This window comes from Rhizobium sp. BK602, assembly GCF_014195095.1.
Taxonomy (GTDB): domain Bacteria; phylum Pseudomonadota; class Alphaproteobacteria; order Rhizobiales; family Rhizobiaceae; genus Rhizobium.
The window spans coordinates 219,040-233,111 of record NZ_JACIBC010000006.1 but is presented as its reverse complement, the minus strand read 5'-3'; the positions used below and the strand labels follow the sequence as shown (position 1 = coordinate 233,111).

Sequence of the window (14,072 nt, the reverse complement as noted above, 5' to 3'; positions counted from 1 at the left end):
AATAGACACGGATGGACCGGATCGTCCCGAACAAGAAAAGCAGAGGAAATATTGCCCATGAGCCCGACCTCGCTCCATCAGTCCCTTCATTTTTCCGCCGGCCCCGCCACCGCCGCGGCCAATGCCGCGCTGGGGGAGCTGCCGGCCTGGAAGCTCAGCGACCTCTATCCATCTGCCACCTCCACCGCTTTCACCGGCGACATGGAAAAGGCCGGCAAGCTCGCCATCGCCTTTGAGGAAAAATGGAAGGGCAAGCTCGCCGACGCCGCCACCAAGACCGGCGATGCCGGCATCGGTGCGGCATTGAAGGACTATGAGGCGCTCGACGACATCATGGGCCGCCTCGGCTCCTTTGCCGGACTCACCTATTTCTCCAACACCAGCGATCCGGCCAACGGCAAACTCTATGGCGACGTGCAGGCGCGGCTGACGGACTATGCCGCTCACCTCCTCTTCTTCCCGCTGGAACTGAACCGCATCGACGATGCCGTGATGGACGCCTGCATGGCGAAGGACCCGGCCGCCGGCCACTACCGGCCCTGGCTCGTCGACCTGCGCAAGGACAAGCCCTACCAGCTCGACGACAGGCTGGAGCAGCTCTTCCTGGAAAAATCCATGACGAGTGCCGCCGCCTTCAACCGCCTGTTCGACGAGACCATGGCGGAGCTGCGCTTTGACATCGACGGCGAAAAGGTGCCGCTCGAAGTCGCGCTGAACATGCTGCAGGAGCAAGACCCGGAGCTGCGCCGCAAGGCGGCGATGGCGCTCGCGGCGACCTTCAAGGCCAATCTGCGCATCTTCACGCTGATCACCAACACGCTCGCCAAGGACAAGGACATCGCCGACCGCTGGCGCGGCTTCGAGGATATCGCCGACAGCCGGCATCTCGCCAACCGCGTCGAGCGCGAGGTGGTCGATGCGCTGGCCGCCGCCGTTCGCGAGGCCTATCCGCGCCTGTCGCACCGCTATTACAAGATGAAGGCCAAATGGCTCGGCATGGAACAGATGAATTTCTGGGACCGCAACGCGCCGCTGCCGGAAACACCGACCGCCCTCATCCCCTGGACCGAAGCCAGGGAAACCGTGCTGTCCGCCTATGGCAATTTCGCCCCGGAAATGGCCGATATCGCCAAGCGCTTCTTCGACGAGGAATGGATCGACGCACCGGTGCGCCCCGGCAAGGCGCCGGGCGCCTTCGCCCATCCGACCGTGCCTTCGGCCCACCCCTACGTGCTCGTCAATTATATGGGCAAGCCGCGCGACGTGATGACGCTCGCCCATGAACTCGGCCACGGCGTGCATCAGGTTCTGGCCGGCGGCCAGGGCGCGCTGATGTGCCAGACGCCGCTGACGCTCGCTGAAACCGCCTCGGTCTTCGGCGAGATGCTGACCTTCCGCGCGCTGCTCGACAAGACCACCGACAAGCGCGAGCGCAAGGCGATGCTGGCCCAGAAGGTCGAGGACATGATCAACACGGTCGTGCGCCAGATCGCCTTCTACGAATTCGAGCGCAAGGTGCATAGCGCCCGCAAGAACGGCGAACTGACATCGGACGATATCGGCGAGCTGTGGCTCTCCGTACAGTCGGAAAGCCTGGGGCCGGCCATCAGGATTTCCGAGGGCTACGAGACCTATTGGGCCTATATCCCCCACTTCATCCATTCGCCCTTCTACGTCTACGCCTATGCCTTCGGCGATTGCCTGGTGAACTCGCTCTACGCCGTCTACCAGAATGCCGAACAGGGTTTTCAGGCAAAGTATTTCGAACTGCTGAAGGCCGGCGGCACCAAGCATCATTCGGAACTCCTCAAGCCTTTCGGCCTCGACGCCACCGATCCGTCGTTCTGGAGCAAGGGATTGTCGATGATCGAAGGGCTGATCGACGAGCTGGAGGCGCTTGATAAAGGTTAAGACTGTTCGCCTGCTCGGAGGAGAGGCAGGTCAGGCATGTCCGCCATTGCCGCGCCTTTGTGCCTGGCCAGGCACACAATCGCGACAAGCGCGAACACGCCTGACAATCGACTTAACAAGACACCAGATCGAAATCTGCGCATGGCCGATACCGAACACTATGTCCTCTTCAGGGACGACAGCACAGGACAGGTGATGCTCTTTGCCGAACCGGCTGAGATCATCACCGCCCGGACGCGCGCGGAATTCTCTAGAGCACTCGACCGCATGGAAGTGGCGAAAGCGAAAGGAAAATGGCTGGCGGGCTATATGGCCTATGAAGCCGGTCATCTGTTCGAGGAAAAACTCGCCGCCTTCGCCGAGGAGGACCGCGAGACGCCGCTGCTCTGTTTCGGCGTCTTCGACGCGCCGGCCGCCGACGACCATCCCCTTGCCCAGCCACGGCAACGCGTTGAAAACCAGGAATTCCTGACCGATGCGACTGCCGCCTGGGACTTCGCCGCTTATAAAGAGAGATTCGACCGGCTGCATTGGCATCTACGCCAGGGCGACTGCTATCAGGCGAACCTCACCATGCCGATCTCGGCTCGCTGGAATGGCGATATCAAGGCCGCCTTCTGGTCGCTGATCGAGCGCCAGCCGGTAAAGTACGGCACACTGGTCGATCTCGGCGGCCCGATCTTGCTGTCGCGCTCGCCCGAACTCTTCTTCCGCACCGACGATGACGGCTGGATCGAGACGCATCCGATGAAGGGGACGGCCAGGCGCGGCGCCGATGCCGCCGAGGATGCCGAGATCATCCGCGCCATGCTTGCCGACGAAAAGACGCAGGCCGAGAACCGCATGATCGTCGATCTCCTGCGCAACGACATCTCACGCATCACCGAGGTCGGTACGCTCGATGTGCCGAAACTCTTCGAGATCGAGACCTATCCGACCTTGCATCAGATGGTCAGCCATGTGCAGGCGAAACTGCGGCCCGAAACGACCGTCCGCGATATCTTCGCGGCGCTCTTCCCCTGCGGCTCGATCACCGGCGCGCCGAAAATCCGGGCGATGGAGATCCTCCATGATCTCGAAGAAGGCCCGCGCGATGCCTATTGCGGAGCGATCGGCATGATCTCACCCACGGGCGCCATGCGCTTTTCCGTGGCGATCCGCACCATCACCCTGTTCGAGGACGGCCGCGCCGTCTTCAATGTCGGCGGCGGCATCGTTTTCGATTCGACGGCGGAAGCGGAATATGAAGAATGCCTCCTGAAGGCGCGCTTCGCCGTGGGGGATCGATGGATCAAACGCTAGAGGATTTTTCGCTGATCGAGACGCTGCGTTACGAGCCGCAAACGGGCTTCGTGCGCCTGCGCCTGCATCTGGCCCGCCTGCAGCGCTCTGCCCGCAGGCTGGGCTTTCCCGCACCGAAGGATGCGCTGAGCAAGCTGGATGCGGCGGTTGCCGGCGCGACGACACCGCTGCGGGTGCGGCTGACCTTCGACCGAACAGGACAATCGGCGGTCACGACGGCCGCTTTCGCGCCGCTGGCTGCCGATACCATCTGGCGCGTCCGCCTGGCGCAGACCCGGATCGATTCCACCGACACGCTGCTGCGCGTCAAGACCACCCGCCGATCCGTCTATGAAGCCGCCCGCGCCGAATATCCGGCGGAGGCGGCCGACGAAGTGCTGCTGCTCAACGAAAAGGGCGAGGTCTGCGAAGGCACGATCACCTCGATCTTCCTCGACAACGGCTCGGGCCAGCTGCGAACGCCGCCCATCTCCTCCGGCCTGCTCGCCGGGGTGCTGCGCACCGAGCTCATCTGCCAGCGCAAGGCGCGCGTCGGCCGGATACGATCGGAGGAGCTGGCAGACGGCACGCTCTACGTCGGAAACTCCCTGCGCGGCCTGATCCGCGCGCAACTCCTATGGAACTGATGCAATGTTCATTCTTTCGCTGACCTATCTCAAGGGCAATGACGAAGCCGACAAGCACATGGAGCCGCATATGGCCTGGGTGAAGGAAGGCTATGCAAAAGGCTGGTTCCTCGCCTCCGGCCGCAAGGTGCCGCGCACCGGCGGCATCATCTTCGCCCGCGGCGAGCGCGCCGAACTGGAAGCCTATGTCGCCGCCGACCCCTTCACCATCCACGGCGTCGCCGCCTACGAGGTCACCGAGATCGCCCTGACGACGGTGACCGAGGGGTTCGAGGCGCTGAAGAGCTGAGAGGCGAAAGACGCGCCGATGGATGAGCTGCACACGCATTTGAAAGATCTGGAGGAACGGCTCTTCGACCCGGCGGTGCGCGGCTCGCGGCAAGCCTTGGCCGACCTGCTCGCCGCCGACTTCCGAGAGATCGGCAGTTCCGGCCAGCTCTTCGATCTGGAGAATGTCCTGACAAGCCTTCCGACGGACCCGGAGAACGCTGTCTTGCGGACGCTCGATGATTTCGATGCCCGCCTGCTCTCCGGCGGCATCGCCCTCGTCACCTATCGGGCCACCCGCATATTTCCCGACAAGCCGGCGGTCCGATCGCTCAGAAGTTCGATCTGGCGGCTGGAGACGGACGGCAAGTGGCGAATGACCTTCCATCAGGGAACGCTGACGCGATAAGTTCTATCCATGACACACCCGACCCACACACCCTATGACGGCTCGGCCAAACCCTTCACCATCGGCCTTATTCCGCTCGATCTCACCCGCTGGATCGAGCCGGATGCCGATCTCGGCCGCTATCTCGATGAAAAACAGCGTCTTTTCCGGGAGCACCTGAGCGAAATCTTTGTCGCTGAGGAGGATACGCAGGCGACGCAGCAGGAGGTGCTGGATCTGCTGAGCGCCTATCTCACGGACCATCATCCCCAGACGTTCCGGCGCGACGGCGATCTCGTCTCCGTTGCCGACCATAGCGTCGACCTTGGCGATCCCTCGCTGCCGCCGCTGCTGAAAGCCGGCACGCTGGTGGCCGACGATCTCGTCATCATGCGCCGCAAGGAGGATGGCTGGCATCTCGTCGCCGGCCATGTCGCCTTCCCCTCCTCCTGGTCGCTTCAGGAAAAGTTCGGCCGGCCGATGCAGGCGATCCATGCCGACGTGCCCGGTTTCGGCGAGGGCACGCGCAACGCCACCCTGATCACCCGCATCTTCGACAATCTGCAGGTGTCCCAACCCGTCGAACGGCTGAACTGGTCGGTGAACACCACGGGCGAACTCTTCCTCTCCGCCTCGAAACACCGCCGCCCGCAGGTCGCCACGCCGCCCACGCTCGAAACGCGCTTCGCCCGCGTCGAGCGCCAGACGCTGCGCAAGCTGCCCGTCTCCGGCGACATCCTCTTCACCATCCGTGTCTATGTCGATCCGATCGCCATCATCGCCAGCCATCCCAGAGCCTTGGCCCTGGCATCGAGCTTCGCCGCGCAACTGGAGGCGCTCGACGAGCATCAGACCGCCTATAAGGGGCTGATCCATCAGAAAGCGGAACTGGTGAGGCAATTGCGGGCCTTGGCCGCCACGTAACCGCGCGCCGAAGCAACAAACCCGTCGCATATTATGTGTATGGTGCCATCCTATTGACTTTCCGGGGCTTACCCCGGACAGCTCTTTATTGTGACACCAATTTGTGGTTAGAGCCGTTCACCTCGCGCAATCCCCGCGCCAAGCCTGATTGATTTTCAAGGACCGAACGGCGTCCTGCCCTTCGAAGGAGACAAGAATGACGAAACAAAACTATCCGGTATATGCCGAAATTACCGGCCCGATCGTAATGATCGGCTTTGGCTCCATCGGCCGCGGCACCCTGCCCCTGATCGAGCGCCACTTCAAATTCGACAAGAGCCGGTTAGTCGTCATCGACCCCCGCGAAGAACCCGCCGACATGGAGATCCTCGCAAAGCACGGCGTCCGTCATATCAAGGAATATGTCACCAAGGAAAACTACAAGGATCTCCTGAAGCCGCTTCTGACGGAAGGCGGCGGCCAGGGCTTCTGCGTCAACCTTTCGGTTGATACCGGCTCGCTCGACCTGGTCAAGCTCTGCCGCAAGCTCGACGTGCTCTACATCGACACCGTCGTCGAACCCTGGCTCGGCTTCTATTTCGACAAGAACCTGAAGAATGCCGACCGCACCAACTACGCACTGCGCGAAACCATGCGCAAGGAGAAGGCGAAGAACCCGGGCGGCACGACGGCGGTTTCCACCTGTGGCGCAAATCCGGGCATGGTCTCCTGGTTCGTCAAGCAGGCGCTCGTCAATCTCGCCAAGGATATCGGCCTGAAGTTCGAAGAGCCGGATCAGCATGACCGCGAGGGCTGGGCCAAGCTGATGAAGAAGGTCGGCGTCAAGGGCATTCACATCGCCGAGCGCGACACGCAGCTCACCAAGCATCCGAAGCCGCTCAACGTCTTCTGGAACACCTGGTCCGTCGAAGGCTTCATCTCCGAAGGCATGCAGCCGGCGGAACTCGGCTGGGGCACCCACGAAGAATGGATGCCGAAGAACGCCAAGAAGCACAAGAAGGGCTGCAAGGCCGCCATCTATCTGGAACAGCCAGGCGCCAACACCCGCGTCCGCACCTGGTGCCCGACGCCGGGCCCGCAATACGGCTTCCTGGTGACGCACAATGAATCGATCTCGATCGCCGACTTCTTCACGGTCCGCGACAAGGACGGCGAAGTCACCTACCGCCCGACCTGCCACTATGCCTACCATCCGGCCAACGATGCCGTGCTGTCGCTGCACGAAATGTTCGGCAACGGCGGCAACCCGCAACCGGTTCACCACGTCCTCGACGAGCATGAGCTGGAAGACGGCATCGACGAACTCGGCGTGCTGCTCTATGGCCACGACAAGAACGCCTACTGGTACGGCTCGCGCCTGTCTCTCGAAGAGACGCGCCGCATCGCCCCCTACCAGAACGCGACCGGCCTGCAGGTGACCTCCGCCGTTCTCGCCGGCATGGTCTGGGCGCTGGAAAACCCGACCGCCGGCATCGTCGAAGCCGATGAGATCGACTACAAGCGCTGCCTCGAAGTACAGCTGCCGTATCTCGGTCCGGTTGAAGGCCATTATACCGACTGGACGCCGCTCGATGGCCGTCCGGGCCTGTTCCCGGAAGATATCGACACCAAGGACCCCTGGCAGTTCAAGAATATCCTGGTTCGCTCTTAAGAACGGAATTCGAATAGTCGGAAATTCGAATGCCCGCACAGGTCGTGCGGGCATTTTTGTTACGCTCGCGAGATAAATCAACATGATGGCTTCAAGTATCTTGCTTTCGGCAAAGGCTCGCGCCATCTTCCTCGCAACCGGTATGATGCCAATCCGCCTTTTATCGCGGGAGAGATTTATGAAGATGAAGACCTGCCTTGCCCTTGTCGCCGCCGCAGCCGCACTCTCCGCCTGCGTCGATTTCGGTGGATCGAGGCCACCGCCGGGCAGCATCGGCGGCGTTCAGCCGCGTGTCCAGACGGTCGAGGGCCGCTGGGCCGATTCGAACGGGCTCAACTCGACATTTTCGGGCGGCCGCTTCGAGACGCATACGACCGACGGCACGAACACGCAGATGGCGTCTGGCACCTACACGACCGATCCGTCGGGCATGATCCAGATCAACCTGTATTCGAATGTGAAGCGTACCAGTTCGAAGGTCAATTGCTTCATGGCCAATCCCAGCCAGCTGAATTGCACCTCGGAAACGGGCGGGCACTTCTCCCTCAATCGCCAGGGCTGAACCGACGCGAAGGGATAGAACGCCATGCGCAGGATGGCGCTCTATGTCATTCTCATCGCCGGCCTGCCGCTCGCCCTTCTGGCGGCGGCGCTCCCCGTCAACAGCTTTAAGGCCCAGGGCATCGACGCGCTCGATTGCGACGGTCCGGCGAGCGTTCTGATGATCGCCCTACCCGCTCTGCTGCTCTACGCCGGCGGCATGATCCTGCTCCATCGCGACCGGAGCCGGCGCTTTCATCGCGTCGCCGCGCTTTGCTGCCTGCTCATCTCTCTTGCTATCGGCTGGAACATCGCCGCCGCCCTGCGGGAATCCTATGGCGATGCCTCGATCGAAGCCTGCGCGTGAGGCCGTGGCGCTGCTGCCGTGATTTTCTCAAAATCCTAATGAACGCAACAGCTTTCGCTTGCGCTCACGTCGTCGTGATGGAAACATCGTGACGGGGAACCGCCACGGGGAACGGGCGGATCGCATTTGAGAAAGCACAGGAGAGAAAAATGACGAAGCCCTTCGGAGTGGGTCTTTTGGCTGCGGCTGCCTTGGCGCTCAGCACGAGCGCCGCTTTCGCGGACTACCAGCTCAACATTCTGCACTTTAACGATTTTCATTCGCGCGACGAATCGATCAACAAATTCGACACCACCTGCTCGGCTGCGGAAGAAGCCAAGAATGAATGCTTCGGCGGCGCAGCCCGGCTGAAAACCATGATCGACCAGCGCCGCGCCGCCCTTGCCGGCCAGAATGTGCTGGTGCTCGATGCCGGCGACAATTTCCAGGGCTCGCTATTCTACACGACCTACAAGGGCGCCGCCGAGGTTGAGTTCCTCAACGACATGAAGATCGACGCCATGACCGTCGGCAACCATGAATTCGATGACGGCGAGGAGCCGCTCGCGGCCTTCCTCGACAAGGCGACATTCCCCATCGTCACCGCCAATCTCGTCACCGACGGCCAGTCGAAGCTCGGCGACCGCATCAAAAAATCGATCGTGCTCGAGGTGGGCGGCCAGAAAATCGGCATTGTCGGCGCCGTCACCACCGAGACGGCGGAGCTTTCCTCTCCAGGCCCGCATGTCAAGATCACCGACGATGCCGCCGCCATCAGCGCCGAGGTGGATGCGCTGAAGTCGCAGGGCGTCAACAAGATCATCGCGCTCACCCATGTCGGCTATCCGCGCGACATCGACAAGATCGCCAAGATCGCCGGCGTCGACGTGGTCGTCGGAGGCCATTCGCACACGCTGCTGTCGAACACCGACCCGAAGGCAGCCGGCCCCTATCCGACCATGGTCGACAATCCGGCCGGCTATAAGGTTCCGGTCGTCCAGGCCGCCTCCTACAGCAAATATCTCGGCGATGTCGTCATCACCTTCGACGACAACGGCGTCGTCAAGGACGCCAAGGGCGACCCGATCCTGCTCGACGCCTCGGTCAAGCCCGATCCGGCGATATCGGCCCGCATCCAGGAGATGGCGAAACCCATCGAGGAATTGCGCCATAAGGTCATCGGCAGCTCCGAGGGGGTGATCGAAGGCGCGCGCGAGATTTGCCGCATCCAGGAATGCTCCATGGGTAACCTCGTCGCCGACGCCATCCTCGACCGGACGAAGGGACAGGGCATCAGCATCGCCATCCAGAACGGCGGCGGGCTGCGCGCCTCGATCGGCGCCGGCGACGTCACCATGGGCGGCGTGCTGACCGTGCTGCCGTTCCAAAACACCGTCGCCACCTTCCAGCTGACGGGCGCCGAGGTAAAGGCGGCATTGGAGAACGGCCTCAGCCAGATCGACGAGGGCGCCGGCCGCTTCCCGCAGGTCGCCGGCCTGAAATACAGCTTCGATAAATCCAAGCCGCCCGGCAGCCGCCTGGTCTCCGTCGATGTGCAGGAAGGCACGGAATTCGTGCCGCTCGACCCCGAAAAGACCTACGGCGTCGTCAGCAACAACTACATGCGCGCCGGTGGCGACGGCTATTCCGTCTTCGCCCAGAACGGCAAGAACGCCTATGATTTCGGCCCCGATCTCGCCGGCGTCGTCGCCGACTATCTCGCCGCGCACAATCCCTACAAGCCCTATACGGACGGCCGCATAATCCAGGTCGGGGCGACGGCCGCGGTACAGCCCGAGCCGGCAAAGCCCGCCGAGACGAAGCCGGCAGCAGCACCGGAGCAGAAGCCCGCCGACCCCGCTGCGGCTTCCTCGACCACGGCGCCTGCGACACCGGCCGCGCCCGCCCCCGCTGCCCCTGCCTCTGCGGCCCCAACGGCAACGGCACCGGCGGCAACCGCTCCAGCCACGACGCCCGCGGCACCTGCCACCCCGGCACCCGCAGCCACAACTGCAGCCAGCGAGCCGCCGAAGACGCCGGCCACCCATGTCATCGTTGCCGGCGACACGCTCTGGGACATCGCCAAGGCCTATTATGGCAATGGCAACGAATGGCACAAATTGCTGGCCGCCAATCGCAATCTCAAGCCGCACCGGCTCCTGGTCGGTGAGGAATTGAAGATTCCGGCCAAGTAAGGACGATTTGTCTCGCAAGTCTTAGCCGGTCCGGGCTTTTCCGGGCCGGCTTTTGTTCCTATGTGAGGGACTTCGTTTCGTTGAGAGGACATCGTTGATGACAGCAGAAGCCGCGACCGGCCAACCGCAACAGAAATCCGGCAGGATCGGCGTTCTCCTCGTCAACCTCGGCACGCCTGACGGTACCGACTACACCTCGATGCGGCGCTATCTGCGCGAATTCCTGACCGACAAGCGCGTCATCGAATGGTCGCCATGGAAATGGTATCCGATCCTCTTCGGCATCGTTCTCAACACCCGCCCCCAAAAGGTCGGCAAGGCCTACGAGACGATCTGGAACAAGGAGAGGAACGAAAGCTTCCTGCGCACCTATACCCGCAACCAGTCGGAGCTGATGGCCGGACGGCTGGCGGATCTGCCTGGCGTCATCGTCGACTGGGCGATGCGCTACGGAACGCCGGCGATCGGCGACCGCATCCAGGCGCTGAAGGACCAGGGCTGCGACCGCATCCTGCTGTTCCCGCTCTATCCGCAATATGCCGCTGCGACCACCGCCACGGTCAACGACAAGGCTTTCGAAAAGCTGGTCAGGATGCGCTGGCAGCCGGCCCTGCGCACCGTGCCCGATTATCACGCCGATCCCGCCTATATCGACGCACTCGCCAGCTCCATCACCCGGCATCTGGCCACGCTCGACTGGCAGCCCGAAAAGATCCTCGCCTCCTTCCACGGCATCCCGCTCGCCTATTCGCAAAAGGGCGACCCCTATTACGGCCAATGCATCGAGACCGGTCGGCTTTTGCGCGAAAAGCTGGGGCTTACGGACGAGCAGCTTGTCGTCACGTTCCAGTCCCGCTTCGGCCCGGAGGAATGGCTGCAGCCCTATACGGACAAGACGGTGGAAAACCTTGCCCAGAATGGCACCAGGCGCATCGCGGTCCTCAATCCCGGCTTCGTCTCGGACTGCCTGGAAACCCTCGAGGAAATCGCCGAACAGGCGGCCGAATCCTTCCTGCACAATGGCGGCGAGAAATTCACGCATATCCCCTGCCTGAACGACGGCGAGGACGGCATGCGGGTGTTGGAAAAGGTGGTGCGGCGGGAGCTTCTGGGCTGGGTCTGACGATCCCGGATGCATGCCGGCGGCAAAGATCTCCCCGCCGGCACGGCATCACTGCAGATGCGGCTTCCTGAGGAAGCTGTTTCGATCCGCCGATTTGATGCGCAGCCAGGCCTCGCGACCATCGCGCAGAACCCGCATCGGGATTTCCGCACCGGCCGAGCCGCTTTCCCACACCTTGCGGTAAAAATCGGCAAGCCCCTCCACCTCGCCGTCGCGGATTTCGGAGATGACATCGCCGCGGCGCAGGCCGGCCTGGGCGGCGGGGCCGCCCTCGGCAACGCTCATGACCACGACCTCGCCGTCGCTTTCGGCCGAATAGGCGCCGAGCCATGGCCTCGGCGGCTTGTTGACCTTGCCGCGGTTCAGCAGGTCATCGAGGATCGGCAGCAGGATATCGATGGGCACGACCATGTTGATGTCGGCGGCCTCACCATTTCGGGCCGCCATCTGCAGGTGCAGCGAACCGATGCCGAGGAGCTTGCCGTCGGTATCGACGAGCGCGGCGCCACCCCACGAGGGATGGGCGGGCGCGGTGAAGATCGCTTCGTCGAGCAGATATTCCCAATAACCGGCGAATTCCTGCTTGGCGACGATGTTCGCTTCGACGAACTGACCGACGCCATCGGCCATCACCACCGGATCACCGACGCTTGCTCTGGTGGCATCGGCGAACTTCAACGCCGGCATGTCGAGCGGCCCGAGGGCCTGAACCAAGCCGAAGCCGGTCTCCTGATCGTAGGCCAGCGCATGACCGGGAACGATGCGCCCCTCATGGGTCGTCAGCCACACCTCTTCGGCTTCCGTGATCAGATAGCCGATCGTCAGCACCAGCCCGTTCTCCCGGATGACGACGCCGCTACCTTCCCGGCGCGTGCCGAGCGTAGCGGCCGTAAAGGCATCTTCCGGAATTGTGGAACGGACGGCCACGACCGACCGCAAGGTCCTATCGATATTCATGATGTCACCCTGATGATACGAGATACGTGGGCTCGAAGGCTGCCGGGCAACCGAGCGGGATAGTTTGTCTCCTACTAACCTATGAACATGGATGGCCCGAGACAAGACCCTCACAGATTGATTATCCCTGCCGGCGCGAGCCCATTCCGCCCTTGCCGAGAACATGATAACCCACCACATCTGATTGAGCTGCTGCGCGACGCACTCGACCGGGAGCGTCAGGGTCGCAACGATGTTTGGGAAGGACGCCCGCCCGCATCATGCGGCGGCGTCGATGGAGGATTTCATGGTGGTTGGTGGCTTCGGCATCGTCGTGATTGCCCTTGTTGTTTTGGTCATCCTGGTGCTGTTTGCCGGGATCAAGACGGTGCCGCAGGGATATCGCTACACCGTCCAGCGCTTCGGACGCTACATCCGCACGCTGGAGCCGGGGCTCAATCTGATCGTGCCCTTCGTCGAGACGATCGGCGCGCGCATGAACGTTATGGAACAGGTGCTGGCGGTGCCGACCCAGGAGGTCATCACCAAGGACAATGCCAGCGTCGCCGCCGATGCCGTCGCCTTCTTCCAGGTGCTGAACGCAGCCCAGGCCGCCTATCAGATCACCAATCTCGAAAGCGCGATCCTCAATCTCACCAAGACCAATATCCGCTCGGTGATGGGCTCCATGGACCTCGACGAGCTGCTCTCCAACCGCGACGCCATCAACGAACGGCTGCTGCGCGTCGTCGACGATGCCGTCGAGCCCTGGGGCATCAAGGTGACCCGCGTCGAGATCAAGGACATCCAGCCACCGAAGGACCTGGTCGATGCCATGGCGCGGCAGATGAAGGCGGAGCGAGAAAAGCGCGCCCAGGTGCTGGAAGCCGAAGGCCTGCGCAATGCGCAGATCCTGCGGGCGGAAGGTGCCAAGCAGGCCGCCGTGCTGCAGGCCGAGGGCCAGCGCGAGGCCGCCTTCCGCAACGCCGAGGCGCGCGAGCGACTGGCGGAGGCCGAAGCGAAGGCGACCCGCGTGGTCTCCGAGGCGATCGCCGAGGGCAATGTGCAGGCCATCAACTATTTCATCGCGCAGAAATACACCGAAGCGCTCACGGCGATCGGCGCCGCCGGCAATTCCAAGATCGTGCTGATGCCGATGGAGGCCAGCTCCATCCTCGGCTCGCTCGGCGGCATCGGCGCCATTGCTCGCGAGGTCTTCGGCGACAATAGCGACACGCCGCAAGCATCACGTCCACGCTCCGGCCAGACGCGCTCGACGCCAGCGGTCAATCCGCTGACGCCGCGAGAGGAGTGAGCCATGCTCGACAGCCTCATTGTTCAACTCGGGCCATGGAGCTGGTGGGTGCTGGGGCTTCTCCTGCTCGCCGCCGAACTCGTGGTGCCTGGCTTTTTCCTGATCTGGATCGGCCTTGCCGCCATCATCGTCGGCTCACTGTCGCTGCTCCTCTGGGACAGCGGCTTCTGGATCTGGCAGGTGCAATTGCTGATCTTCGCGGCCTCCGCCGTCATCGTCACCCTGCTCGGCCGCCGCTATCTCTACGGCAACGACCAGGCGACCGACGAACCGTTCCTCAACCAGCGGAGCGCAAGCCTGGTCGGCCGCACGGCAACGCTTGCCGAGCCGATCGCCGAAGGGCGCGGCCGCATTCGCCTCAACGATACCTATTGGACCGTGGTGGGACCGGATCTACCGGCCGGCACCCGCGTCAGGATCGTCGCCAGCAATGGGCGCGAGCTGACAGTGGATGCGGCCTGACAGAGTATGACGCCGAAAAGTGTGAGGGGATTTCGGGCGACGTCATGCTCTATTTATTTGATTCTGGAGCGGATTCAGATTTTAGG

The 14,072-nt window shown here is 62.8% G+C and carries 14 protein-coding genes; 13 read left to right on the top strand and 1 reads right to left on the bottom strand.

The window, feature by feature from the left end; genetic code table 11:
- Positions 1-57: 57 nt before the first annotated feature.
- From FHX11_RS20220 to hemH, 11 genes are all read left to right on the top strand, one after another.
- On the top strand, positions 58-1,911 hold the full coding sequence (locus tag FHX11_RS20220; protein WP_184359896.1) for a M3 family oligoendopeptidase: 1,854 nt from the start codon (positions 58-60) through the stop codon (positions 1,909-1,911).
- A 141-nt stretch (positions 1,912-2,052) separates the two neighbouring features.
- On the top strand, positions 2,053-3,213 hold the full coding sequence (locus FHX11_RS20215) for an aminodeoxychorismate synthase component I (protein WP_184359894.1): 1,161 nt from the start codon (positions 2,053-2,055) through the stop codon (positions 3,211-3,213).
- Positions 3,198-3,839: an aminotransferase class IV family protein gene (locus tag FHX11_RS20210; protein WP_184359893.1), complete on the top strand. Its 642-nt coding sequence runs from the start codon at positions 3,198-3,200 to the stop codon at positions 3,837-3,839. The genes FHX11_RS20215 and FHX11_RS20210 overlap by 16 nt, the downstream gene beginning before the upstream one ends.
- Positions 3,840-3,843: 4 nt before the next feature.
- Positions 3,844-4,128 carry a YciI family protein gene (locus FHX11_RS20205; RefSeq protein WP_184359891.1) on the top strand — a complete coding sequence of 95 codons (285 nt, stop codon included), beginning with the start codon at positions 3,844-3,846 and terminating at the stop codon, positions 4,126-4,128.
- Positions 4,129-4,146: 18 nt separating this feature from the next.
- Positions 4,147-4,515, top strand: a complete 369-nt coding sequence (locus tag FHX11_RS20200) for a nuclear transport factor 2 family protein (RefSeq protein WP_184359889.1) — start codon at positions 4,147-4,149, stop codon at positions 4,513-4,515.
- A 9-nt stretch (positions 4,516-4,524) separates the two neighbouring features.
- Positions 4,525-5,418, top strand: a complete 894-nt coding sequence (locus FHX11_RS20195) for a DUF3445 domain-containing protein (RefSeq protein WP_184359887.1) — start codon at positions 4,525-4,527, stop codon at positions 5,416-5,418.
- Between the two features lie 196 nt (positions 5,419-5,614).
- A complete protein-coding gene (locus FHX11_RS20190; RefSeq protein ID WP_184359885.1) occupies positions 5,615-7,069 on the top strand; it encodes a homospermidine synthase in 1,455 nt (484 codons plus the stop codon).
- Positions 7,070-7,247: 178 nt separating this feature from the next.
- Positions 7,248-7,631 (top strand): hypothetical protein, encoded by a 384-nt coding sequence (locus tag FHX11_RS20185; RefSeq protein ID WP_184359883.1) that lies wholly within the window; start codon positions 7,248-7,250, stop codon positions 7,629-7,631.
- Positions 7,632-7,655: 24 nt separating this feature from the next.
- Positions 7,656-7,976 (top strand): hypothetical protein, encoded by a 321-nt coding sequence (locus FHX11_RS20180; protein ID WP_184359881.1) that lies wholly within the window; start codon positions 7,656-7,658, stop codon positions 7,974-7,976.
- A 149-nt stretch (positions 7,977-8,125) separates the two neighbouring features.
- Positions 8,126-10,150, top strand: a complete 2,025-nt coding sequence (locus tag FHX11_RS20175) for a 5'-nucleotidase C-terminal domain-containing protein (protein WP_184359879.1) — start codon at positions 8,126-8,128, stop codon at positions 10,148-10,150.
- A gap of 97 nt (positions 10,151-10,247) precedes the next feature.
- Positions 10,248-11,273: a ferrochelatase gene (gene hemH, locus FHX11_RS20170; RefSeq protein ID WP_184359877.1), complete on the top strand. Its 1,026-nt coding sequence runs from the start codon at positions 10,248-10,250 to the stop codon at positions 11,271-11,273.
- Positions 11,274-11,321: 48 nt separating this feature from the next.
- Here hemH and FHX11_RS20165 read toward each other — a convergent pair whose 3' ends face one another.
- Positions 11,322-12,230 (bottom strand): S1C family serine protease, encoded by a 909-nt coding sequence (locus tag FHX11_RS20165; RefSeq protein ID WP_184359875.1) that lies wholly within the window; start codon positions 12,228-12,230, stop codon positions 11,322-11,324.
- Between the two features lie 286 nt (positions 12,231-12,516).
- Here FHX11_RS20165 and FHX11_RS20160 point away from each other — a divergent pair, with 286 nt between their 5' ends.
- Together FHX11_RS20160 and FHX11_RS20155 are read left to right on the top strand one after the other, a co-directional pair.
- Positions 12,517-13,524, top strand: a complete 1,008-nt coding sequence (locus tag FHX11_RS20160) for an SPFH domain-containing protein (RefSeq protein ID WP_184360657.1) — start codon at positions 12,517-12,519, stop codon at positions 13,522-13,524.
- A 3-nt stretch (positions 13,525-13,527) separates the two neighbouring features.
- A complete protein-coding gene (locus FHX11_RS20155; protein ID WP_184359873.1) occupies positions 13,528-13,986 on the top strand; it encodes an NfeD family protein in 459 nt (152 codons plus the stop codon).
- Positions 13,987-14,072 lie beyond the last annotated feature (86 nt).

Coding starts and splice junctions, on each gene's coding strand:
- hemH (WP_184359877.1), top strand. CDS start 10,248: ATGACAGCAGAAGCCGCGACCGGCCAACCGCAACAGAAATCCGGCAGG.
- FHX11_RS20165 (WP_184359875.1), bottom strand. CDS start 12,230: ATGAATATCGATAGGACCTTGCGGTCGGTCGTGGCCGTCCGTTCCACA.
- FHX11_RS20160 (WP_184360657.1), top strand. CDS start 12,517: ATGGTGGTTGGTGGCTTCGGCATCGTCGTGATTGCCCTTGTTGTTTTG.
- FHX11_RS20210 (WP_184359893.1), top strand. CDS start 3,198: ATGGATCAAACGCTAGAGGATTTTTCGCTGATCGAGACGCTGCGTTAC.
- FHX11_RS20190 (WP_184359885.1), top strand. CDS start 5,615: ATGACGAAACAAAACTATCCGGTATATGCCGAAATTACCGGCCCGATC.
- FHX11_RS20195 (WP_184359887.1), top strand. CDS start 4,525: ATGACACACCCGACCCACACACCCTATGACGGCTCGGCCAAACCCTTC.
- FHX11_RS20205 (WP_184359891.1), top strand. CDS start 3,844: ATGTTCATTCTTTCGCTGACCTATCTCAAGGGCAATGACGAAGCCGAC.
- FHX11_RS20155 (WP_184359873.1), top strand. CDS start 13,528: ATGCTCGACAGCCTCATTGTTCAACTCGGGCCATGGAGCTGGTGGGTG.
- FHX11_RS20185 (WP_184359883.1), top strand. CDS start 7,248: ATGAAGATGAAGACCTGCCTTGCCCTTGTCGCCGCCGCAGCCGCACTC.
- FHX11_RS20200 (WP_184359889.1), top strand. CDS start 4,147: ATGGATGAGCTGCACACGCATTTGAAAGATCTGGAGGAACGGCTCTTC.
- FHX11_RS20180 (WP_184359881.1), top strand. CDS start 7,656: ATGCGCAGGATGGCGCTCTATGTCATTCTCATCGCCGGCCTGCCGCTC.
- FHX11_RS20220 (WP_184359896.1), top strand. CDS start 58: ATGAGCCCGACCTCGCTCCATCAGTCCCTTCATTTTTCCGCCGGCCCC.
- FHX11_RS20175 (WP_184359879.1), top strand. CDS start 8,126: ATGACGAAGCCCTTCGGAGTGGGTCTTTTGGCTGCGGCTGCCTTGGCG.
- FHX11_RS20215 (WP_184359894.1), top strand. CDS start 2,053: ATGGCCGATACCGAACACTATGTCCTCTTCAGGGACGACAGCACAGGA.